The 22866-nt window shown below is 39.9% G+C and carries 22 protein-coding genes and 1 pseudogene; 17 read left to right on the top strand and 6 right to left on the bottom strand.

The features are described 5' to 3' along the window. Positions 1-174 precede the first annotated feature (174 nt). Positions 175-492: a hypothetical protein gene (locus L3V46_RS19300; protein WP_004718064.1), complete on the top strand. Its 318-nt coding sequence runs from the start codon at positions 175-177 to the stop codon at positions 490-492. A gap of 37 nt (positions 493-529) precedes the next feature. Here L3V46_RS19300 and L3V46_RS19295 read toward each other — a convergent pair whose 3' ends face one another. Together L3V46_RS19295 and L3V46_RS19290 are read right to left on the bottom strand one after the other, a co-directional pair. Beyond that, on the bottom strand, positions 530-1093 hold the full coding sequence (locus L3V46_RS19295; protein WP_239046524.1) for a hypothetical protein: 564 nt from the start codon (positions 1091-1093) through the stop codon (positions 530-532). Between the two features lie 193 nt (positions 1094-1286). Continuing rightward, a complete protein-coding gene (locus L3V46_RS19290) occupies positions 1287-2222 on the bottom strand; it encodes a lauroyl acyltransferase (RefSeq protein WP_056516890.1) in 936 nt (311 codons plus the stop codon). A gap of 117 nt (positions 2223-2339) precedes the next feature. On the opposite strand from L3V46_RS19290, the gene L3V46_RS19285 reads away from it, so the two are divergent. Then, positions 2340-2891 carry an O-acetyl-ADP-ribose deacetylase gene (locus tag L3V46_RS19285; protein WP_004718057.1) on the top strand — a complete coding sequence of 184 codons (552 nt, stop codon included), beginning with the start codon at positions 2340-2342 and terminating at the stop codon, positions 2889-2891. Between the two features lie 37 nt (positions 2892-2928). Beyond that, positions 2929-3906 (top strand): acyltransferase family protein, encoded by a 978-nt coding sequence (locus tag L3V46_RS19280; RefSeq protein WP_004718055.1) that lies wholly within the window; start codon positions 2929-2931, stop codon positions 3904-3906. A 126-nt stretch (positions 3907-4032) separates the two neighbouring features. Here L3V46_RS19280 and L3V46_RS19275 read toward each other — a convergent pair whose 3' ends face one another. Continuing rightward, positions 4033-4248, bottom strand: a complete 216-nt coding sequence (locus tag L3V46_RS19275; RefSeq protein ID WP_224964682.1) for a hypothetical protein — start codon at positions 4246-4248, stop codon at positions 4033-4035. 365 nt (positions 4249-4613) lie between these two features. Here L3V46_RS19275 and L3V46_RS19270 point away from each other — a divergent pair, with 365 nt between their 5' ends. Next, positions 4614-5063, top strand: a complete 450-nt coding sequence (locus L3V46_RS19270; protein WP_239046523.1) for a GNAT family N-acetyltransferase — start codon at positions 4614-4616, stop codon at positions 5061-5063. Positions 5064-5184: 121 nt separating this feature from the next. Here L3V46_RS19270 and L3V46_RS19265 read toward each other — a convergent pair whose 3' ends face one another. Next, the gene (locus L3V46_RS19265; protein WP_239046522.1) at positions 5185-7095 is read right to left on the bottom strand and encodes an ATP-binding cassette domain-containing protein; all 1911 of its coding nucleotides are present in this window, start codon (positions 7093-7095) and stop codon (positions 5185-5187) included. A gap of 35 nt (positions 7096-7130) precedes the next feature. Here L3V46_RS19265 and L3V46_RS19260 point away from each other — a divergent pair, with 35 nt between their 5' ends. The 8 genes and pseudogenes from L3V46_RS19260 to L3V46_RS19225 all read left to right on the top strand — a co-directional run bounded on the left by L3V46_RS19260 (position 7131) and on the right by L3V46_RS19225 (position 16130). Continuing rightward, positions 7131-7376, top strand: coding sequence for a SlyX family protein (locus L3V46_RS19260; protein WP_239046521.1), 246 nt, complete (start codon positions 7131-7133; stop codon positions 7374-7376). Between the two features lie 123 nt (positions 7377-7499). Next, a complete protein-coding gene (gene mumR / locus L3V46_RS19255; RefSeq protein ID WP_004818810.1) occupies positions 7500-8408 on the top strand; it encodes a LysR family transcriptional regulator MumR in 909 nt (302 codons plus the stop codon). Positions 8409-8739: 331 nt separating this feature from the next. Next, positions 8740-9991: pseudogene (locus L3V46_RS19250) on the top strand (NRAMP family divalent metal transporter). A 35-nt stretch (positions 9992-10026) separates the two neighbouring features. Continuing rightward, on the top strand, positions 10027-10785 hold the full coding sequence (locus tag L3V46_RS19245; RefSeq protein WP_004718041.1) for a 5-oxoprolinase subunit PxpA: 759 nt from the start codon (positions 10027-10029) through the stop codon (positions 10783-10785). A 19-nt stretch (positions 10786-10804) separates the two neighbouring features. Then, positions 10805-11611, top strand: coding sequence for a putative hydro-lyase (locus L3V46_RS19240; protein ID WP_239046520.1), 807 nt, complete (start codon positions 10805-10807; stop codon positions 11609-11611). A 19-nt stretch (positions 11612-11630) separates the two neighbouring features. Beyond that, positions 11631-13211 carry an urea amidolyase family protein gene (locus L3V46_RS19235; protein ID WP_239046519.1) on the top strand — a complete coding sequence of 527 codons (1581 nt, stop codon included), beginning with the start codon at positions 11631-11633 and terminating at the stop codon, positions 13209-13211. 1 nt (position 13212) lies between these two features. Next, a complete protein-coding gene (locus L3V46_RS19230; protein WP_239046518.1) occupies positions 13213-14952 on the top strand; it encodes a biotin carboxylase N-terminal domain-containing protein in 1740 nt (579 codons plus the stop codon). 140 nt (positions 14953-15092) lie between these two features. Then, positions 15093-16130, top strand: a complete 1038-nt coding sequence (locus L3V46_RS19225; RefSeq protein WP_239046517.1) for a hypothetical protein — start codon at positions 15093-15095, stop codon at positions 16128-16130. 105 nt (positions 16131-16235) lie between these two features. Here L3V46_RS19225 and L3V46_RS19220 read toward each other — a convergent pair whose 3' ends face one another. After that, positions 16236-16982: an SDR family oxidoreductase gene (locus L3V46_RS19220; RefSeq protein WP_239046516.1), complete on the bottom strand. Its 747-nt coding sequence runs from the start codon at positions 16980-16982 to the stop codon at positions 16236-16238. Positions 16983-17130: 148 nt separating this feature from the next. On the opposite strand from L3V46_RS19220, the gene L3V46_RS19215 reads away from it, so the two are divergent. The 5 genes from L3V46_RS19215 (at position 17131) to L3V46_RS19195 (ending at position 22224) form a co-directional block, all read left to right on the top strand. After that, positions 17131-17469 carry a helix-turn-helix domain-containing protein gene (locus L3V46_RS19215; protein WP_034611662.1) on the top strand — a complete coding sequence of 113 codons (339 nt, stop codon included), beginning with the start codon at positions 17131-17133 and terminating at the stop codon, positions 17467-17469. Positions 17470-17575: 106 nt separating this feature from the next. Then, the gene (locus L3V46_RS19210; protein ID WP_004718027.1) at positions 17576-18025 is read left to right on the top strand and encodes an ammonium transporter; all 450 of its coding nucleotides are present in this window, start codon (positions 17576-17578) and stop codon (positions 18023-18025) included. A 26-nt stretch (positions 18026-18051) separates the two neighbouring features. Then, positions 18052-20694 (top strand): type I DNA topoisomerase, encoded by a 2643-nt coding sequence (gene topA / locus L3V46_RS19205; protein WP_004818820.1) that lies wholly within the window; start codon positions 18052-18054, stop codon positions 20692-20694. A gap of 70 nt (positions 20695-20764) precedes the next feature. Next, positions 20765-21523: a hypothetical protein gene (locus tag L3V46_RS19200; RefSeq protein WP_239046515.1), complete on the top strand. Its 759-nt coding sequence runs from the start codon at positions 20765-20767 to the stop codon at positions 21521-21523. A gap of 137 nt (positions 21524-21660) precedes the next feature. Then, a complete protein-coding gene (locus L3V46_RS19195; RefSeq protein WP_004718021.1) occupies positions 21661-22224 on the top strand; it encodes an HdeD family acid-resistance protein in 564 nt (187 codons plus the stop codon). A 187-nt stretch (positions 22225-22411) separates the two neighbouring features. Here L3V46_RS19195 and L3V46_RS19190 read toward each other — a convergent pair whose 3' ends face one another. After that, entirely contained in the window at positions 22412-22861 is a 450-nt protein-coding gene (locus L3V46_RS19190; RefSeq protein WP_034611667.1) for a carboxymuconolactone decarboxylase family protein, read from the bottom strand. Between the last annotated feature and the right edge of the window lie 5 nt (positions 22862-22866).

Below are 22866 nucleotides of genomic sequence, written 5' to 3'. Positions count from 1 at the left end.
CGATGGAGCAATCATCAAGGATTTGATGTTGGAATGGATAACCAAGAAAATAAGAATAAGATGTGAAAGCACAACCTCATGAACCCGAGTTTTGCAGGATGCAGAACTCGGGTTATGCTTTATTTATGGTATATAATTTAGAATAGACAAAATTGAAAATAAAAAAGAGTGGCTATGTTTCTCGCAAAAGTTCAAGAATTCGCTTCAAGTCTTAAACATTTTACTGGTTTAAGTAGTGATGCTTTATTTATCTATGCAGGTTTAATCATCTATTTTATTGTTGCTGCAATTCATAAAAGGCAACTTAAATCAAATCTTGCGATTATCGCCACAGTGGTGTTTGCCTTTGTAATTGAAATCTTTAATGCACGCGCAGATATTTTTGGTAGAGGCTATTGGCGTATTTGGGAAAGTATCCATAGCATAGTCAATATGATTTTTTGGCCTTATGTGATTTGGGCGATGGCACGTTTTCGGGTATGGAAAGGTTAGGTCTTTCTACTTAACCCGCTTATGATTCAGATTGTTTTTATTTTCCATAATGTTGATTTAAGGCGTCCATTTCAGCAGAAATTTTTTGTTGAAGCGCCATTGAACGTTTACCAAGTTGCTTAAATTCATCACTGGGTACATTTGCATTAAAATCTGGGGCTGTTGAAAGCGTATACATTTTCTGACTGGTGATTAAATTATCAATCATCTGTGTGCGTAGACTTTGTACTTCACTACTTTTTAAATTTAATGCCATGATTTGTTGTTGAGTTTTCGCTTGTATATCATTGGCTTTGAGTAAAATCTGCTGGCGCTTTTCAGGTTGGAGCGCAGCTGATTGAAGCTCCGCTCTTAATTGAAGTGCTTGGGTATTTGCGTGATTGACGATCTGATTAAGTTGAGCCAAGTCTGTTGTAATCTCTGTTGCGTTGGCTGTACTCAGTTCAGTCGCTTTGCTTTTCCAATTGCCTTGAGTTGTTGCACTAGACGTAGTTTCTGAGGTTTTGTTTTGGGCGATATCTGCTTTTTGCTCAGAACATGCGGCAAACATCAAACAGGAACTGATCAAACATGAAAAAAGAACTTTATTGGTGATATTCATTGTTTTATTTTCCTTAAATTTGAATGTATTCCGCTTATTATTGATAAATCTTAATTCGCTTTGTTTGATCAAAAAAGTGGGCATGTGTAACTAGACACAGTTCGCCATGAACGATGCTATTTAGACGCGAGATGACCAAAATAAAAAAGGAGATATTTTATATCTCCTGATTGTTAAAACAAAACACTTAAACTTAATAGATTTTCTCGTAGCCTTTTGGACGTGTTTTAAAGCGACGATGAAACCACATATATTGTGTCGGTGCGATCCGCAGTTGATTTTCAATGATTTTATTGACACGAATCGCATCATCCATTTCATCTTCACTGGGTAATGGATCAACAGCAGGTTCAATAAGCACATGATATTTTGGATCTTTGATATCACCATCACGATAAAAATACAGTGGGATTGCGACAGCTTTTGATATTTTCAATAAACGTCGATGCGCTGTTACTGTTGCAGCGGGCGTACCAAAAAAGGGTGCCATCACCCCTTGTTTTAATCCAAAATCCTGATCTGGACTATACCAAATCGCATCACCTTCTTTCAGATGGCGAATCAATCCACGCATATCATCATGATCAATCTGCGCTTTATAAATCGTTGCACGACAACGATAAATCAGCATATCGAGTAAAGGATTATTCTGCGGGCGATACACCACATCAGGTTCAAAAAATTGTGCGCATAAATAACCACCAGCATCAAGCATGGTGCTATGGGTGCCGAGTAACAGTATGCCTTGACCATTTTGTTTGGCCTGTTGGATATGCTCTAGCCCTTGAATGCTGACGCGGTTTTTAAACCATTGTGGTGAGTACCATGCATTTAAGGTTTCAAAGACCCCGACCATTTGATCAACAAAGACTTGTCTTGAATTATCGATGACTTGTTCAGGCGACCATTCTGGAAAGCAGACTTCTAAATTACGTGTTGTTGTTTCACGACGCGATTTCAGTCGGTCAAAGGCAATATTGCCCAACAATGTTGCTAAGCGATACTGAATTGCCCAAGGCAAAATTGCGAGCATCATCAAAAATACAATCGCAATCCAGATTCCCCAATATTTCGGATGTAAAAATGCCCAATAAAATTTTCCAGGCTCGTATTGATGCTTTTTACTCATAGCAGTTTTGTAAATTTTGGGGAAGTTAAAACTGAAAGGAGTGTAGCATGAAGCGGTTTAAAGAAGAAAATTCAAGATGTCATTCACTCTCATTGAGGATACGCAAGGAAGCATGACGTGAAAATAATTCGGTTAATTCAAGGTGATATTACAGTTCAAAAGGTGGATGTAATTGTAAATGCCGCCAATACCTCGTTACTTGGCGGTGGTGGTGTGGATGGTGCAATTCATCGAAAAGGTGGTTCTGCTATTTTGGAGGATTGTCAAAAGATCCGAGCCAGACAGGGTGGTTGTGCAATTGGTGAAGCAGTGATTACCACAGCGGGGTTGTTGCCCTGTAATTATGTGATTCATACCGTGGGCCCCACTTGGCAAGATGGACAGCATGCTGAAAATGAACTGCTTGAGAAAGCCTATCTCAATAGTTTAAGACTCGCTGAGCAACATCAGCTAAAAACACTGGCATTTCCGAATATTTCAACAGGGATTTATCGTTTTCCCAAATCAGAGGCAGCATTTATCGCCATAAACAGCGTGACTAAGTTTTTAACCCAGACGAACAACTTAGAGGAAGTCAGTTTCGTGTGTTTTGATTTGGAAAATTTTAAAATCTATCGCCAGTATCTTGCTGAGATTGATCAAAAGCAAGTGCATGTTTTAGGTATATAATCGCAGTTATTCACTGACTATTTTAGACAACCTTACGATGAGAGATACCTACTTAGACAGTTGTAAGGCAACGCTGATATTTCTTGTGGTGCTCGGGCATTTTCTAGAACGTATGATCGGTTGGAAAGATCCGATTGATCATGTCTTATTAGGTACGATTTATTTTGTACATATGCCTGCTTTTATCTTTATTTCGGGCATGTTGTTTAAAGACAGTAAATGGTTTAAGAATATTCTATTTTTTGTTGCGCTCTATTTACCCTTTCAAATTCTATTTCCTGCATTTGATGCCATCTGGTCAGGTAAATTTCAGCTCAATTGGAATGTGTTTGAACGACCTTATTGGATCTTATGGTATCTGTTGGGCATGATGGTATGGACAACGCTTAGCCATTTTTTGATAAAAACAAAATTTGCACTGCTGATTGCACTGATTCTTGCTTTATGTGTCGGCTTAAGCCCATGGAACAATTACCAATACTCAATCGGCAGAATTTTTAGCTTCTTTCCATTTTTTATTGTGGGTGCACTTTATGGCAAAACCATTGTCGAGAAAATTCAGCAATTTAAATTCACTCAAATTTTAGCTGGATTCATCGTGATGGGTATTGCAAGCTTGGTGTATTTCACCCAAATCAACCCATTTTGGTTATATGGCAGTTTAAGTTATCAGCAACTTAAGGTAAGTATGTTGGATGGTACGTGGATCAGAATAGGCTGTCTTTTGATGTCGAGTTTGGGTATTTTCGCGATGTTTGCATGGACAAAATTATTGAATATTGGCTGTGTGCAACTTGGAAAAAACACCTTGGCGGTGTATTTGCTACATGGTTTTGTGGTGATGTTGATTGCACGTTATTGGCAACTGGATTTTAATATTTTTGTGGAAATTGGGATTTGTATTGGTTTATCTGTATTGACTTGCTGGATGTTACAACAGCAATTTTTTGATATTTTATTAAGAAAATTATCTTTATGGTTAATCAAACCTGTTGAAAAATTCGGTTTAAAGTAGCGAATGGATTTGAAGCGATCCAGAGCATTCGCTGAAAATTTAAAAGCTACACTGTTGGTGTAGCTTTTAAGCATGAGGATCATAATTTTATAAAGCGACAGTTTTAAAACAACGTTTTAAAGTGGATTATTTGGTTGCTGCTTTACCCTCTACTTTTTTTGCTGTTGCTGATTTTTGTGCAGCGGCATGGTGTTTTTGGCTATGACCAGCTTTATGTTGTTTTTGCATTTGATGGGTTTTAACCGCTTGAGTCGAATGCTGTGCTGGAGTTGCTGCCATTGCCGAACCTGCGAAAATTGCTGTGGTGAATGCTGCAACAAGTAATGATGTAACTTTTTTCATGATCATATTCTCACTAAATAATTCGAGATCTGAACTAGATTCGATAATCATATCTTGGTGAATTTGTATGGAAACATCATGAAGTGCTTGTAGCGAAATTCAGTATAAATGAAATGATCATTGGTAAGATGAGTGGGGAATGGTAAGTGCTTTGATTTTTTAAGTTTTATTTAATTTTAATCAGTAAAGTATTGCCGTCATTTTAACTTGTACTAAGCCATTTAAATAAGTGCGTTTATTTTCAAAAATGAAAGAGTTTGTTATATATCATTTCAAGTATTATTTAGATAACGAAATGCTGATTACAGACTTAAGTTTAGCATTTTGATCTTTTACTGCTACTCCACTATTGAAATGTCCCTCACATGAATAAAACAATCAGAAGAGCAACCACAAAGGACTTAATTGCAATTACCCAATTGATTGCGCCTTTTATTGATGAATTTGCAATTAATGACAGTGGGCGACAACTGTTTTGCGTAAGTATGATTGAAAAAATGCTTGAGAATCCTGAAATTCACTATTTTGTTTATAGCGATCATCAGCAGATGATCGGTGTTATTGCGTATAAGAATCCTGCCCATTTGGTTCATTTCTTTATATCGAAAGAGAAGCAAGCTCAGGGAATTGGCCGAACAATGTGGAACTTTATCTTGCAGGAGGTGCAAAAGTCTGGTGTTTCAGTATTTACGGTAAATTCAAGCTGTAATGCACAACCTGTTTATGAACGATTTGGCTTTGTGGTGAAAGATGAAACCATTGAAAATCATGGGTTACGTTATGTTCCAATGTCTTTAAATCTGGTTAATACATAAAGCTGAAAATATGTCTTGTATATTTATAAGATAATTGATCAATGTTGTTGGTTTCAATATCGGCAGGCTCAATAAAAACTCCGCATATTTGCGGAGTTTTTATTTAAAGATTTTAGAAGAATTAACCTTTGGTCATTTCTTCTAATGCATCCCAACGCTCCATTTTTTCAAGCAGCTGTTCATCAATCTCACCAAGTCGTTGCGACGCTTTGGTGGCTGCATCTGCATCAGTCACAAACCAAGAACCATCAGCAAGTTTTGCAGTCAGTTCAGCTTGTTCTTTTTCCAAAGCTTCAATTTCTGCGGGTAACTGTTCTAAAGCGCGTTGATCTTTATAACTCAATTTCACTTTTTTAACGGCTGGTTCAGCAGGTGTCGTAGCAGCTTCCGCTTTAGCAATGGCTTTTTTTACATCACTTTTCTGATCGACAACACGTTGATCTGGACGTTGTTCTAAATAGTCTTGATAGCCACCAATGTACTCATCGATATTGCCTTTACCATCAAATACCCAAGTTGATGTCACAACATTGTCCATAAATGCACGGTCATGTGAGATCAATAACAAAGTCCCTTTATAATCACTCAACATCTCTTCGAGTAATTCTAAAGTCACCATGTCTAAGTCATTGGTTGGCTCATCCATCACAATAAGGTTAGACGGTTTAAGCAATAACTTCGCCAAAAGGATACGGTTACGCTCACCACCTGAAAGTGCTTTTACTGGAGTACGCGCGCGTTCAGGCGAGAATAAAAAGTCCTGTAAATAGCTGTAGATATGACGGCGACCACCATTAACATCGACAAAGTCTGAGCCTTCAGACACGTTGGCCATTACTGATTTTTCAAGATCTAGCGCATTACGTAATTGGTCAAAATAAGCCACTTCAAGCTGTGTACCTGTTTTTACCGAACCGCCATGTTCAAGTTCACCTAAAATGGCTTTAATCAATGTGGTTTTACCTACACCATTATCACCGACTAAACCAATACGGTCGCCACGCAGTACTAACGCAGAGAAATCTTTAATAATTGGTGCATTATCACCAAAAGCCACACTTAAGTGTTCAATATCAAAGACCAATTTACCTGAACGATTTGCCTCTTGAGTCGCCATGCTCACTTTACCTTGTTGTGAGCGACGTGCTTTAGATTGTTCACGTAAATCTTTTAATGCACGTACACGACCTTCGTTACGGGTACGACGTGCTTTGATCCCTTGACGAATCCAAGTTTCCTCTTCAGCCAAGCGTTTATCAAACAGTGCATTCTGCTTTTCTTCAGCTTCCATTTGCTGTGCTTTTAGGTCGAGGTAGCGTGAGTAGTTACCTTCATAACTACGTAACACACCACGATCTAACTCCACAATACGTGTCGCAATACTGTCAACAAAAGCACGGTCATGGGAAATAAATAACAGGGTGAGATTGTTTTGATCGAGTAAGAATTTCTCTAGCCATTCAATACTTTCTACGTCCAAATGGTTGGTTGGTTCGTCAAGTAATAAAACGTCAGGTTGCGTCAACAATGCACGTGCTAAAAGTACACGGCGTTTACGCCCGCCTGATAAATCAGCTAAATCCGCTTCAGGATCTAAGCCCATTTTGCTCAAGATAGAATTTACTTTGGTTTCTAAGGCCCAACCATCGAGCAAATCCAGCTTATGTTGTAGGTTGCCCATACGATCACAAGCTTCCATATCACCTAATACACAAGCATCGCTGGCTTCGTGGTATTCTTTTAGGACGAGCGCGGCTTCTCCTGCACCTTCGGCAACAATATCTGCAACTTTACCCGAATCCATCGGTACATCCTGAGCAAGCATAGAAATCGTAATACCATTTTGTAATGCAATTTCACCTTGATCAGGCAATAAACTTCCCTCAATCAGTTTGAGTAAAGTAGACTTACCTTCACCGTTACGACCAATCAGACAGACTCGTTCGCCTCGTTCTAAATTGAAGTTTGCGCCATCGAGCAGGGCAGGTCCACCAAACGCAAGTTGGACATCCCTTATAGTAATATAGGCCATACGGTTTCCTAAACATCCCACACTGAGGACTAAAAATGACTAAACATAAAAATATTGATGATCAGGCGTCATTTTCCGCACCCATAGAAGATTTGCAAGTCCGAATTGCATTTTTAGATGATTTAGTCGAACAATTAAATGATCAAGTGGCGCAACAAAGCTTGGAAATCGCTGATTTAAAAAAACAAATGCAGTTAATTTACCAACGTGTAGAATCTGCTGATTTGTCAGAAGGTATTGCAGCATTTGACCCAATGACCAATCGTCCTCCGCATTATTGATGCAACGGATGTGAAATATGAGTGGCTGAGGTGTGCTGAATCAGGTGTAAATTCACACATAGCAGTGATATTGGCAAAGGATTTGCATAACGCAAGCGCTAAATTTGTGGGTTAAGATGGATTATGAACTTAAAAAACCTCGAAGCATTTTATTGGGTGGTGACCTTAAACAGTTTTAATAAAGCCGCAACAAAGCTTCAAACGACACAGCCTGCAATTTCTCAAAAAATTACTGCGATTGAAAATGATCTCGGTTTTAAAGTGCTGGATCGCAGTTCTCGTCAAATCAAAGCCACGCATAAGGGCATGACCTTATTTAAATATGCTGAAAAGTTTATGCGACTGGAAACAGACTTGGTGGCTGAACTCACAGAAAGTCAGTATTTAACAGGAACGATTCGTTTGGGGGTTTCAGAAACGATTGTACATACTTGGCTAGTGGAGTATATGGAGCAAGTCCAGCAAGAGTTTCCCAAAGTTTCCATCGAAATCGTAGTGAATTTAACTCCAGATTTACAAGAAGGTGTACGCATCGGTGATTTGGATATGGCGTTTTTACTGGGACCAACTTTGCCTTTTGAATGTATAGAACGTTCATTGTGTGATTTTGAATTAAGCTTTCTAGCATCACCTTCATTTAAAGGTGGAATCGGGCAGATGTCATTGCGGACATTGATGTCGCATACCATTTTAACCTATCCAAGAATTACCTATCCTTATAAAGAGCTCAAAGCCAAAATGAAAGAACAGAAGATCGATGAACCACTATCCATCACAAGTTATTCATTGGTCACATTATTACGTTTAGCTGAACAAGGTTTAGGGATTGCAGTGGTACCTAAACTAACGGCAATCAAAGAAATTTTAGATGGGCGACTTGAAATTCTAGATACGCCAATCCAACTAAAGACATTCCACTTTACCGCAATCTATACACAAGGCAATAACACCGCATTAAAAGAAAAGTTGACGGATTTAGCGGTTTTAACTTCGGAAAATGCCATGAAAAAACTGAATAATAAAATTAGATAATGAACAATAAAACGGCATTTTATGCAGCTTTGGTTTTGATTTAAAAATTGCAAAAATATGAAATATTGATAATGAGAACTTATAGAAACTGATAAACATTCATTATTAAATGATTTTAAAAATAATAAAAACATATAAATTCAATACCTTATGTTTAATGAATTTTGGATAAAGTCTTATTGTGACTGACCTTCGCCTATGCTTTTATTTGAAATACAGATTTGGTTCAGCATAACCAGAAAATCTTAAAAGTTTAAAGGATTAAAGAATTTCGTATTTTAGAAAAATAGATGTTCTTTGTTTCACTTGAAATAGCGTTGATTAAGCTCAAATGGATGAGGAACGCCTACATGTCTTTATTGAAATCTTCTTTTTTGTCTGACCGTCAATGGGCAATTGTTGCATCTATCTTTATGATGGCAACGTCTGCGATGGGACCAGGTTTTCTAACTCAAACCGCTGTATTTACAGTGAAATTAGGTGCTGCATTTGGCTTTGCAATCCTAGTTTCGATCATTATTGATTATGTTGTTCAGCAAAACATTTGGCGTGTTGTTACCTTAACGCAAATGCGCGCTTCTGATATTGCCAATAAAGCCTTACCAGGGAGTGGTTACTTACTCGCATTTCTGGTCATTTTAGGTGGGTTTTTCTTTAGTATCGGTAACATTGCAGGTGCTGCACTGGGCTTAAATGCACTCTTTGGGTTGGATACCAAGGTCGGCGGCGTGCTGAGTGGTGCTTTGGCGATTCTGATTTTTGCCTCCAGAAAAGCCACACTAGCGATGGACAAGAGCATGATTATTTTGGGGTTACTCAAAATCGTTTTGATCGTGATCGTTGCATTTATTGTCATGCCACCTGTGGGGCAAGCCGTTCAACAAACTTTTGCACCTGATCAAATTGATTTCGCCATCATTACAACCATTGTTGGCGGTACAGTGGGCGGTTATATCTGCTACGCAGGCGCGCATCGCTTATTGGACAAAGGTGCTGTAGGACCAGAAAATATTGATGAAGTGGCCAGAGCCGCAACCAAAGGTATTGTGGTGGTCGGGATCATGCGTTATGTATTGTTCTTGGCATTCTTAGGGGTTGTGGTCAGCGGCGCAAATATCGATTTAGCAAGTCACGATGCCAACCCAGCTGCGCAAGCATTCCAATATGCTGCGGGTACATTTGGTTTTAAACTGTTTGGCTTGATTTTTTGGGCAGCGGGAATCAGTAGCACAATTGGTGCAGCCTATACATCTGTTTCATTTATGTCCGCATTTAAAAAGAACTTAACCACTAAACATACCAACTACCTCACCATTAGCTTTATTTCTTTAGCCTTGTTGCTTTACGTGATTCTAGGTGCAACACCTGCGGGCTTACTGATCTTTGTGGGTGGTTTTAATGGTTTGGTATTACCAATTGGTTTAACGATTTTTGTCTATGTTGCGGCATGTCGTAAAGACATGATGGGTAATTATAATTATCCAAAATGGTTACTGGTTTTGGGTGTATTAACCTGCTTACTCACATGGTGGATGGGTTATATGTCATTTACGACAGTATTTAATTACCTCACCAAGCTCTAATCAACTTCACACTCAATTGAAAAGGAATGATCACAATGTATGTCGATTTAAATAGTGACTTGGGTGAAAGTTTTGGCTCGTGGAAAATGGGCAATGATGAGCAAATTTTACCTGTTGTCAGTAGCGCCAATATTGCCTGTGGCTTTCATGCAGGTGATCCGTTGGGAATATTGAAAACGCTTCAACAAGCAGTGAAATTAGATGTCACGATTGGTGCACATGTTTCCTACCCAGATTTGGTTGGTTTTGGTCGCCGTAATATGGATCTGTCTCAAGACGAGCTGATCGCGGATGTGCTCTATCAAATTTCGGCGCTTGATGGTTTGGCAAAAGTTGCTGGTTCAAAAGTGCAATATGTCAAGCCGCATGGGGCGTTGTATAACACCATTGCCAAAGATTCTGTACAAGCCGAGGCTGTGATTGAAGCTATTAAAATGTATAACCCTGCATTGGTACTGGTTGCTTTGGCTGGGTCAAATTTGGTTGCACAAGCACGTCAGGCAGGTCTAAAAGTGGTTTCAGAAGCCTTTGCTGATCGTGCTTATAACCGCGATGGCTCACTGGTTTCACGCCGTTTGGAAGGTGCTGTTTTGCATGATGCTGAGTTTGTGGCAAAACGTGTGGTTGCGATGTTAAAAAATGGTGGGGTTGAGTCAATTGATGGCGTATTTACCCCAATTCAAGCCGATACGATTTGTTTGCATGGTGATACCGCAGGTGCACTAGAAATGTCCGCAGCGATTAAAGCTGAGCTGTTAACAAACGACATTCAAGTTCGTTCATTTTGTGCATAAAACAATAAGGACAAGACACATGTTTAAAGAGATTAAAGTCGATCCAGTTCAGCTAAAAGCTGCATTGGATGCGCGACAACAAATTCGTGCAGGTTTTGACCAACCTACAGCAGGAATGGCTGCTGGGATGACCCAAGTGAATATGATTTCTGTACCTAAAGACTGGGCATATGATTTCTTGTTGTACGCACAGCGTAATCCGCAAAGCTGCCCTGTATTAGATGTTTTGGAAGAAGGCGTATACCACTCTCGATTGGCTACTGACTCAGATATTCGCACTGACTTTCCACGATATCGTGTCTGGAAAGACGGTGAAATGGTTGATGAGCTCACTGATGCGAGTGAGCTTTATAACACGCATCCTGATTTAGTGACTTTTTTAATTGGCTGTAGTTTCTCCTTTGAAACAGCTTTGCAAGAAGCGGGGATTGAAGTACGTCATATCCATGACAAGACCAATGTACCGATGTATTTGAGTAATATCGAATGCCTTTCTGCTGGACGTATTTCAGGAAATATGGTGGTTTCTATGCGCCCCATTCCTGCCCATCAAATAGCTGAGGCTGTGAAAATTACGGCGCGTATGCCGAGTGTTCATGGTGCTCCCGTACATATTGGGCATCCTGAAAGTCTGGGCATACGTGACATCAATCAGCCAGATTTTGGTGATGCCTCACGTATTGAACAGGGTGAAATTCCAGTATTTTGGGCATGTGGTGTAACGCCTCAAGCTGCAATCATGAATTCGAAAATCCCATTTGCCATTAGCCATGCACCAGGACATATGTTGATTACAGACATACCTGATCGTGCGTGGCTGCGTTAAGACAAGAAAGGATCAGTAAATGCGATTTTTATCGGTAAATTCCGACAGTTTCTTGATTGAACTTTCCAGTTTAGAAGAAACTTTGGCGTTATACAGTAAATTGCAAAATTTACACTTGAATGGAATCAAAGATTTAATTCCTGCTGCAAAAACAATTTTAATTTGTTTTAACGAAATTAAGACTGACTTTAAAACCTTGAGTGTTTTGATTGGTACTTTAAATCTTGATTCAGGTTTTGATCGCAATACGCAGGAAGTGATTATTCCGATTCGTTACGATGGTGAAGATTTAGCACAAGTGGCGGAACTGCAAGGCCTCTCTATAGCCGATCTGATTTTAAAACATCATCAAAGCACTTGGGACGTTGCCTTTATTGGCTTTGCTCCAGGTTTTGCTTATATGAGTAGCCTTGATCTACCCTTTACAGACGTTCCTCGTCTAAAAACACCGCGTAAAAAAATTCCATCAGGTTCACTTGGACTTGCTGGACAATACTCGGGAATTTATCCAAAAGATAGTCCGGGTGGCTGGCAATTGATTGGAACAACTTCAGAAAAAATGTGGGATTTGGAGCGTCAAAATCCTGCGCTTTTACGACCAGGAATGCGGGTGCATTTTGAGGATATAACCCATCATCCTGTATCTGTAGATGTGCCCAAGCAAATCACACCATGGCAAGATTTAACTTTAAAACACCCCCTATTCAAAATCACGGCATCTGGCTTGCAAGTTTCGATTCAAGATGAAGGCCGTTTTCAGCACAGCAATATCGGTGTGGGTACAGCAGGGGCGATGGATGTCGCTTCGATGCATTGTGCCAATCGAATCGTAGGGAATCCAATGGATACGCCTGTGATTGAGGTGTTAAATGGTGGTTTAAAAGCAGTCATGCAAAATTCAGCTGTCATTAGCGTGGCAGGTGCAATTTCCAATATCCATGTGAAATTTGCAGATGGTCAAAAAGCAGATTTTGACAGCTATCAGGCGATTGCACTGGATGAGGGAGATGAATTTCAAATTCAAACACCGAGCGCAGGGTTACGCAATTACCTTGCGGTTCGTGGTGGTTTGGATATTCAACCCGTTTTAAATAGCTGTTCTTTTGACAGTTTAGCCATTCTTGGTCCAGCCCCTTTAAAAACGGGTGATGTCATTTACCAAGGTCAAGTCGTCCCATCCAATATCAGCATCAACGAAGTGCCAAAATCCAATCTCCCGTCCCTTGGCGATACGATTGAACTTGATATTGTGATGGGGCCTCGAACGGATTGGTTTGAGCAAAGCAGTATTGAAAAACTGTGCAATCAAGCATGGTTAGTCACCAATGAAAGTAATCGAGTGGGATTACGTTTATCTGGGAAAGCGCCCTTAACACGTAAGATTTGCCATGAATTGGAAAGCGAAGGCACATGTATTGGTGCTTTGCAGATTCCACCCAATGGTCAACCTGTATTGTTTATGAATGATCACCCATTAACTGGTGGTTATCCTGTGATTGCTTCGGTTGCCAAGCATCATTGGGATTTGGTGGCACAAATACCTGCGGATTGCCATATCAAATTTAGAAAAATCGCCGAATTTGTAGATATCGAGAACTAAGATGAACCAGCAAAAATATGTAAATGAAAAATTATTGATTGCCAATCGTGGTGAAATTGCTGTGCGTATTATCCATGCTTGTCGTGATATGGGCATTGCTTCTGTGGCAATGTATGCAGATGACGATATCGGCAGTTTACATGTCGAACTTGCAGATGAGGCATGGGGTTTGGTTGGTGCAACCGCAAAAGAAACCTATTTAAATATTGATGCCATTATTGATATTGCTAAAAAATCAAAAGCCACCATGGTGCATCCTGGTTATGGTTTTTTATCGGAACGGGCTGAATTTGCACAAGCTGTGATTGATGCAGGCTTGAAGTGGGTAGGCCCATCTCCTGAAGCAATTACCAAGTTGGGTGATAAAATTGAAGCACGTAAAATCGCTGCTTCAGTGGGTGCCCCTTTGGTACAAGGCACACAAGACCCATTGAATAATGCAGATGAGGCTTTAGCCTTTGCAAAACAATATGGCTTGCCTATTGCAATTAAGGCGGCATTTGGTGGTGGTGGTCGTGGTTTAAAAGTGGTTTGGAAGCTTGAAGAAGTGAAAGAACTCTATGACTCTGCTGTCCGTGAAGCAAAAGCGGCCTTTGGCCGTGGCGAATGCTTTGTTGAGCAGTACTTAGACAATCCTCGTCATGTGGAAGCGCAAGTGATAGCCGACCTGCATGGGAATGTGGTGGTCTTAGGTACGCGCGATTGTTCTTTACAGCGTCGTAATCAAAAATTAGTTGAGGAATCTCCAGCACCATTTATCATTGACGAGATTTACCAAGAGATTTTAACTTCAGCAAAAAATATTTGTCAGGCTGCTCAGTATGTTGGAGCAGGGACAGTCGAGTATTTATTGAGTCAAAACGGGACGCTATCATTTTTAGAAGTCAATACACGTTTGCAAGTTGAACATCCTGTGACCGAAGAAACAGCGCGCGTTGATTTGGTGGTTGAGCAAATTCAGGTGGCTTTGGGCGAAGAGTTATCGATCAAAGAAACCCCTAAAGCACAAGGTCATGCCATTGAGTTTCGTATCAATGCAGAAGACCCTAGTCGTGGTTTTATTCCAGCATTTGGTACACTAAGTTTATTTGAAGCACCTTTTGGTCATGGTGTGCGTGTCGATACTGGCGTGCGCACAGGCTCTCTGGTTTCCAGCCATTTCGATTCTTTAATGGCAAAGCTGATTGTGACGGGGGAAACGCGTGAAATCGCAATACGCCGCGCAAAACGTGCTTTAAAGCAGTTTAAAATTGAGGGGGTGGCTTCAGTTTTAGATTTTCATCGTGCCGTGCTGAATGAGCCTGATTTTACCGACGAATTTAAAGTACATACGCGTTGGATTGAAAATGACTTTAAACAAGACTTAAAATCAACTCGACGTGCGATTCCTCAGCATCAACAAGCGATGGTTTTAAGCTATATCGAAATTGATGGGAAATTACACCGTCTAGGCCTACCTGCAGGAATGTTTGCTCAAGGTGCAGTTCAGGTGGAGCAACAACCAGCGCAAAGCACAGAGTTAGCACTTCAACCTGAGCACTTACAAGCGCCTATTAACGGGGCCATCATTGCATGGAAAGTCCAAACCGGAGAGCAAGTGAGTGCAGGGCAAGTTGTGGCAATTATGGAAGCCATGAAAATGGAAGTTCAAGTTTTGGCACATCAAAGTGGTCAAATTGAATTGCTGAAAGAAGTCGGGAGCACGTGTCAGGCTGATCAAGTGATTGCAACCATCCAATAATATTTATCTTTAAAATCTAAAGCTTATATATTTAAGTCAGATGGAATTGGGAATTTAGGATTAAATTTCCAATTTTATTTGACCTTTTGTTGAAAGCTGGTTGTAATGCTTGCCACTGTTCAGTTGCAAACTTTTTGACCATGCCGAATAAAGCTGTTCTTCTCGATCTTGAAAATAATATGCCTACAGCCAAAATGCTGCGGGAGATTATTGAACATTACCCAACACTCTATCTTTTCAATTGTACGGGGCAATTCCAGTACTCACTGGAAGATTTAACTGAATTTTCAGACTGGGTGAGCAGTGGTCAGGTGGTGATTTTAGAAGTACCGAATGCATCTGAAAAAGAATATGAATATGCAGTTGTGGTGGGGCAATTATTGGCATTATTAGAGCCAGAGATGCAGATTGAGGTCATTTCTGCGATGCCAAGTTGTTCCTTATTGTTGGATCTGATGCGTAGTGCTGATCTAGCGTGTAGTTTTATTCAAGTCGAATCAACGTTGGAACGTCAACGCAACAAGTACTCGATACCTAGTCTACAAACCATTCAAAATAAGCCGTATTTGCAAATGGTTAAAAAGTATTGCGATGCCTTGGGAGAGATGACAGGCAAACCGAATACCATTGAAAAATTAAAGAATTCTATTGTGAATATTTTACAAGTTGTGCCAGAAAAAGCTCAGCATCTGGTCGGCATGTTAATCAATTTAAAAATTGTCAAACGCTTTGATGATCAGGTGGCTTATCGTAAAAAAGTCTTGAAACAATGGACAAGTCTTGACATCGGCAAGCCTGTTTTAGCACACCCAGTTGAGACTGAATCCGCAGCACAACCCAATATCAAACTTGAAAAAATTGATCAAATTTTAGAAAAATTACGTGTTGATTCAGATCAGGTGTTACAGGAAATGGATCAGCAAGACTCAGTGGGTGCAGTACACCAGGTTTTGTTTAAAAACTTTGCCAAAATAGATCCAGTGCAAATTGAAGTTATTCATAAATTGAATAATTTAAAAACCGATAAACCTAAAGATATTTATGAGTTGCGTGATTTATTGGAGCAAATGTTTCCAAAATCAGATATCCGTTTATTGCTTAAAGAGTTGATTGAAAAAGGCTATATTTATTGGAATGGTCATGAAGTTGTTTATAGTCATGAAATGTATTTAAATTAGGGCGATTTTTAAGCTGCCCAGAGCAACATAAAAAAGCGCTTAGATTTGAATATTTAGCGCTTTTTTATTAAGCCATACACTATAGTTTTATAACTTTGCTTATGCTTATAAATTTGCTACGCCACCATCGACTAAAAGTTCGCTACCGACAATAAATCTAGCTTCATCAGAAGCAAGATAAATAAAGGCATTGGCAATTTCGACTGGATCCGCCAACCTTTGAATTGGCACAAGATTTTCAATACTGGCTTTGAGCTGTTCAACTTCAGCGGGTGTGCTCGCAACTTTGTTGAGGGCAGGGGTTAAGGTTGGCCCTGGTGAAAGTAAGTTAAATCGTATTTGCTGAGCTAAAAGCTCTCTAGATAAGGTTTTGACCAAAGAGCGTAAGGCGATTTTTGAAGCGGCATAAACGCTACTTTTCTCTAAGGCGATATGAATACTGGTCGAACCACATAAAATCACTGAAGCATGGGGCTTGATCATTGGAAGTAAGCGTTGTATCAGGAAAAATGGACCTTTTACATTGGTATCGAAAATCGCATCGAATTGTTCAACGGTCCATTGTCCAAATGCTTCATGGCTAACATTGCCTGCATTGATATAAATCACATCGAATTTAATGGATAATTGTTGCATTTTTTCAATGAAATGATCTTGTGATATTAAGCTTGAGTGATCACATTGGATGCCCAAACTTTGGCTGCCGAATTGTTCTTGTGTTTGTACAATTTGATCTGGATTTCGGCCAGTAAACACAACAAAAGCTCCTTCTTCTATTGCACGTTGTGCTGCTGCAAAACCGATTCCACTGGTTGCGCCAGTAATTAAAACCGTTTTATCCTTTAATCGCATATTTTTCACTAAAATGTCTACAAACTCTTATATTGTGAAAATTTATTTGCCAAAGTAAGTACTTACCAATTGGTGACTTAGTCGTTGTTTGGTTTGAAATAGACTAAACTCAAAGGCTATAAAATGTAGCTTTATGTAAGGTGGAAAAATGACAACACTGCAATATGAGCAAAATTGTTCGATTATGCGATTTGTTGGATTATTTTCGGGAAAATGGGTATTGCCAATTGTCTATCATCTTATTGAAGCACAGCATCCTGTTCGATTTAGCCAATTACAGAAGGCTTTAGCGCCAATTCCACAAAAAGAGTTGTCGAAACATTTAAAACTACTGGAGCAACACCAACTTATAACCAAGCAGATTTACCCAGAAGTACCGCCTAGAGTGGAATATCAAATTACCGAATTAGGACAAACGCTGCAAAGTGCTATTCAGTCATTGGGAAGCTGGATGGAGCTTTATGAAAAAAATATGAATGAAAAATAAGAAATTAAACTGACCTCAAAATCAGTAATTGGCGGTAATTTTAATTTTAAACTTGCGTTTTATATTCAGCTTATGCAACTCTAATATAGGAATTAAAAGGTGAACTATGGAACACACTGGTCTTTGGGTTGCGCTCGTTATTATTGTTTTTGTATTGGGCTCAATTTTTGGCTTACGCGTAAGCCCTAGAGAAAAAGCATTAGGTTTAATGCGAGAGAAAGCACGCAAGATGGGCTTACACCCACGTTTAGTGGCTGCACCAGAGTGGACGAAAATCCCGATGGCAACAGAGTCTCGTGCGAGTATGGTGGCTTATTATAGTGTACTGATTCCAGATGCACGCTTAGCTTTGATGCGCGCCCGTGTAGAAGAGCAAAAGCTTCAAGTGGTCCTCGGTGATGAGAAATTTAAAGATTTTCCCATTGCATTAAAAGGGATTTATGCTATTGATATGCAGGCCAACTGTGTAGGGCTTTATTGGGATGAAGAATCTGACCTCAGAGCAACACAGCTTGATGATATGAAGGCATATTTACTTAAATTGGCTGAAATTTAACTTAATAATAGGAACAGTGGTTTATTATGGCGAACGCTCCTCGGTCCACATCCAAAAGCACAACAGCAAATTCTCCTGATGCTGGGAAAAAACGTGCATTAGTGATTGTGGAGTCGCCTGCAAAAGCGAAAACGATTAATAAATATTTAGGCTCAAATTACATTGTGAAGTCTTCGGTAGGTCATGTTCGTGATTTACCTACAGGTGGTTCAAGTAAATCGACAGAAAAAAAGCCTGCAACGCGTACCAAGTTGACGGATGAACAGAAGGCTGAAAAAGCACAATCCGCTTTAGTCAATCGTATGGGTGTCGATCCTGAGCATGGTTGGAAAGCTAAATATGAAGTGCTTCCCGGCAAAGAACATGTGGTCGCTGAACTCAAAAAACTAGCCAAAGATGCAGATGAAATCTATCTCGCAACGGATTTGGATAGAGAAGGAGAAGCGATTGCGTGGCATTTAAGAGAAGTGATTGGCGGTGATGATAGCCGTTACCATCGTGTCGTCTTTAACGAGATTACCAAAAATGCCATTCAAGAAGCATTTAAGCAACCTACACGTCTAGATTTAAACCGTGTGAATGCGCAACAGGCACGTCGTTTTCTCGACCGCGTGGTGGGCTTTATGGTTTCACCACTACTGTGGGAAAAGATTGCGCGTGGTCTCTCTGCAGGGCGTGTACAGTCGGTTGCAGTAAAATTGGTGGTCGAGCGTGAGCGTGAGATTCGTGCCTTTATTCCTGAAGAATACTGGCAAGTTTTTGCAGACACTCATTCTGCAAAAGATGAAATTCGTTTAGAAGCAGTCAAACAAGGCGGCAAAACATTAAAATTACAAAATAAAGCGCAAACAGATGCTTTATTGAAAATTTTAAAAGATGCTGAATATAAAGTTGCAACACGTGAAGATAAGCCAACGAAGGTCAATCCAAGTGCGCCTTATATCACTTCAACCTTGCAACAAGCTGCAAGTACTCGTTTAGGTTTTTCAGTAAAGAAAACCATGATGCTTGCACAGCGCTTATATGAAGCTGGTTTTATTACTTATATGCGTACTGACTCAACATTCTTGAGTGATGATGCTGTCAGTATGGTGCGTAATCATATTGAAACTGAATTTGGTGCGAAGTACTTACCTGCTAAAGCAAATCGTTATGGGAATAAAGCCAATGCGCAAGAAGCCCATGAAGCGATTCGTCCTTCCAATGTTGCCTTAAAAGGCGATAGTTTGGCAGGTGTTGAGCGTGATGCACAACGTTTATATGATTTGATCTGGCGTCAATTTGTTGCATGTCAAATGACCCCAGCAGAGTATTTATCCTCAACGATTTTGGTTGATGCGAATGGTGTAGAACTCAAAGCCAAAGGTCGTACTTTAGTTTTTGATGGTTTTACCAAAGTGCGTGGTCAGAACAAGTCTGATGATGATGTTTTATTACCAGCAGTCAAAGTGGGTGAAATTCTCAAACTTGAGAAACTTGATCCTTCTCAACACTTTACTAAACCACCTGCACGTTTTACTGAAGCATCTTTAGTAAAAGAGTTGGAAAAACGTGGAATCGGTCGCCCATCGACTTATGCTGCGATTATTTCGACGATTCAAGATCGTGGTTATGTCAAACTCGACAATCGCCGTCTTTTTGCAGAGAAGATGGGCGAAATTGTTACCGATCGTCTAGACGAGAACTTCAATAACCTGATGAATTATGCATTTACTGCAGATTTGGAAGGTCAATTGGATAAAGTTGCAGATGGTGAACGTAATTGGAAAGAACTGTTAGATAGTTTCTATGGTGATTTTAAAAAGCGTTTAACCACAGCACAGGGCGAAAACGGCATGCGCCGTAATCAACCTGTAGAAGTTGAAGCTGTTCACTGTAAAGAATGTGAACGCCCGATGCAGATTCGTACAGGCACGACGGGTGTCTTCCTTGGCTGTTCTGGTTATAACTTACCACCAAAAGAACGCTGTAAAGGGACGTTGAATTTAACACCAGTTGAGTCGTTGGCTATACTTTCTGATGATGACAGTGCTGAAACTGCTGATTTGATGTCGAAAAAACGTTGTCCAGTGTGTGGTACTGCAATGGACAGCTATGTGATTGATGGTGGTCGCAAGTTACATATTTGTGGAAATAACCCGGATTGTGATGGTTATGAGCTGGAAGAAGGCGAGTTCAAAATCAAGGGTTATGATGGTCCAACCATTCCATGTGATAAATGTGATGGCGAGATGCAGTTGAAAACGGGTCGTTTTGGTCCATATTTCGCTTGTATGAGTTGTGACAATACCCGTAAAGTTTTGAAAAATGGTCAGCCAGCGCCACCTCGTGTCGACCCAATCAAAATGGAACATTTACGTTCAGTCAAACATGATGATTACTTTGTTCTACGTGATGGAGCAGCGGGTTTATTCTTGGCGGCAAGCAAATTCCCTAAAGTTCGTGAAACACGTGCACCGAAGGTTGCGGAGTTACGTTCAGTTGCAGATCAACTTGATCCTAAGTATCAATTTATCTTGCAAGCACCTGATCAAGATCCAGATGGTAATCCAACATTGGTTAAGTTTAGCCGTAAAAACCAAGCACAATATATTGGTTCAGAAACTCCAGAAGGTAAACAAACCAAATGGTCTTTGGTCTACCAAGATGGAAAATGGGTAGAAGCTTAATCCATAAATATTTAAAAATGCTGGCCTAGGTCAGCATTTTTATTGCGATTAAAAATTGAGAATATATTCAATGTGGAAAAAGATTCGAGTTGGTATTTTACTGGTCATTCTGCTGATTGTTGCAGTGAACGCATGGCGTGATATGAACCAAGATTGGAGCAAGCCAATCGTTGTTTTATTACATCCAATCAATGCAGATGGTCAACGCTCCACATCAGCCTATATTCAGCAAATTTCAACAGATGATCTTGAGGAAATTGAACATTATTTAGGTTTGCAGTCTCAAGCATTTCGTGGGCAACCGATTTCGTTTCATTTTCAGCTTGGACGTGAGTTAAATACCTTACCACCTAAGTTTCCAGAATCAGGCCGTATCTTGGATACAGTTTTGTGGAGTTTAAAATTTAGATTTTATGCATGGAAACAGCATCAAGGCGAAGATGGCTCACCATCGGTGACCCTGTATTTAAATTATTATGATCCCAAGTTGCAGAAAGTATTGAAACACTCTACTGCATTGGAGCGTGGGCGTATTGGCTCTGTGAATCTATTTGCATCACGAAAGCAAAGTTCGAGCAATAAAGTCGTTCTTGTACATGAGTTATTGCATACCTTTGGTGCAAAAGACAAATATGATTTTATAACGGGGCAGCCACTCTATCCGACGGGCTATGCCAATCCTGAACAACAACCACGTTATCCACAACAACGTGCAGAAATTATGGGCGGCTATATTGCGCTTTCAGAAAGTAAAAGCAAAACACCTGAAGATCTAGAAGATACCATGATCAGTCGACTCACTGCACAAGAAATGGGTTGGGTGAAGTAGCGTATAGAGCTGTGCTGTTTATTGCTTAGATTCTGCTCAAACAAAGCTTTATTCTGGTATAGATGCAGATTTTATACAGACAAACACCTGAATTAGATCAACAATAAAATGAATGAATAACAACCAAGAGAAGAATTATGCGTACTGTAGGAAATGATTTAGTTCGTCATCAACTCCATGAAAACCGTAAATGGTATCTTCTGCTTGGAGCTTTATTGGTGATCTTTGGATTAGTGCTATTGGCTTCACTGGGTATGGCAACATTGACGGTTGTTGCATTGTTTGGTGCTTTAATGATGATCGGTGGGGTTTTACACCTGATTGCAGCATTTAAAATTTTTGATGGTGGCTTCCGCTGGCTTTGGGCGTTGTTTGGTGTGTTGTATATCGCAGCGGGTTATTATGCGTTTAAATCTCCGATTACCACTGCAGTGGTATTAACCAATTTACTGGCAATTGCTTTATTGATTGGCGGTTTTATTCGTATTTTTAATGCGTTTATGTTGAAACCAATGTCTGGATGGGGCTGGACATTATTTTCAGGGCTTTTAACCTTGGCAACAGGTGCAATTATTCTGGCATCACCAGATTCTCCTTTTTGGGTACTCGGATTATTTTTAGGTGTGGATATTTTATTCCAAGGAGTCAACTATCTCACCTTTGCTGCGGCAATTAAACAAATCCCACCTGCGAGTCATTAAGGTTTCATTTAATGTTTTAAATCATATGTGCTTTTAACAAAACGCCTGATCAATGAGATCAGGCGTTTTGTATTTTGGTGTAAATTTTTATGCAACTAGAACAGTATTCAGTTAAATCTTATCTCAATTAACACTCCTAAAAAGCGAGGTGTTGCCTAGATAAATGATTTAAGCGTAGAAACTCAGCTTATTTCGCGACTTTATACTGGCTGGAAATGGCGATACGGTTCCATGTGTTGATTACAATCGCAACCCATTCAATCGCCGTGATTTCATCACTGGATAAATGCTGTGCAGCTTGTTCATAAGCGCTATCTGGAAAATGTTGATTGGCAATTAAAGTGATCTCTTCAATTAAAATTAAAGCCGCTCGTTCTTTTTCAGTAAAGTATTCACTTTCACGCCAAGCACTAATCAACGCAATACGATCCGTTGACTCGCCCGCTTTAATTGCATCTTGGGTATGCATACGAACACAGAAAGCACATTGGTTAATTTGCGAGGCTCTTAATTTGAGCAAATGAGAGAATCCAACATCAAGCCCAGCTTGCTGAACTTTTTGCATAGATAAATTTTCAAGCTCGATGACCGTTTTATATAGTTCTGGGGCAGTCTTACCAAGGTTTACACGTTGCATAGTTG

Source organism: Acinetobacter sp. AG3 (assembly GCF_022343575.1).
In the GTDB taxonomy this organism is placed as follows: domain Bacteria; phylum Pseudomonadota; class Gammaproteobacteria; order Pseudomonadales; family Moraxellaceae; genus Acinetobacter; species Acinetobacter guillouiae.
The sequence above is the reverse complement of the archived record's forward strand: the minus strand, read 5'-3'. Positions and strand labels throughout refer to the sequence as shown.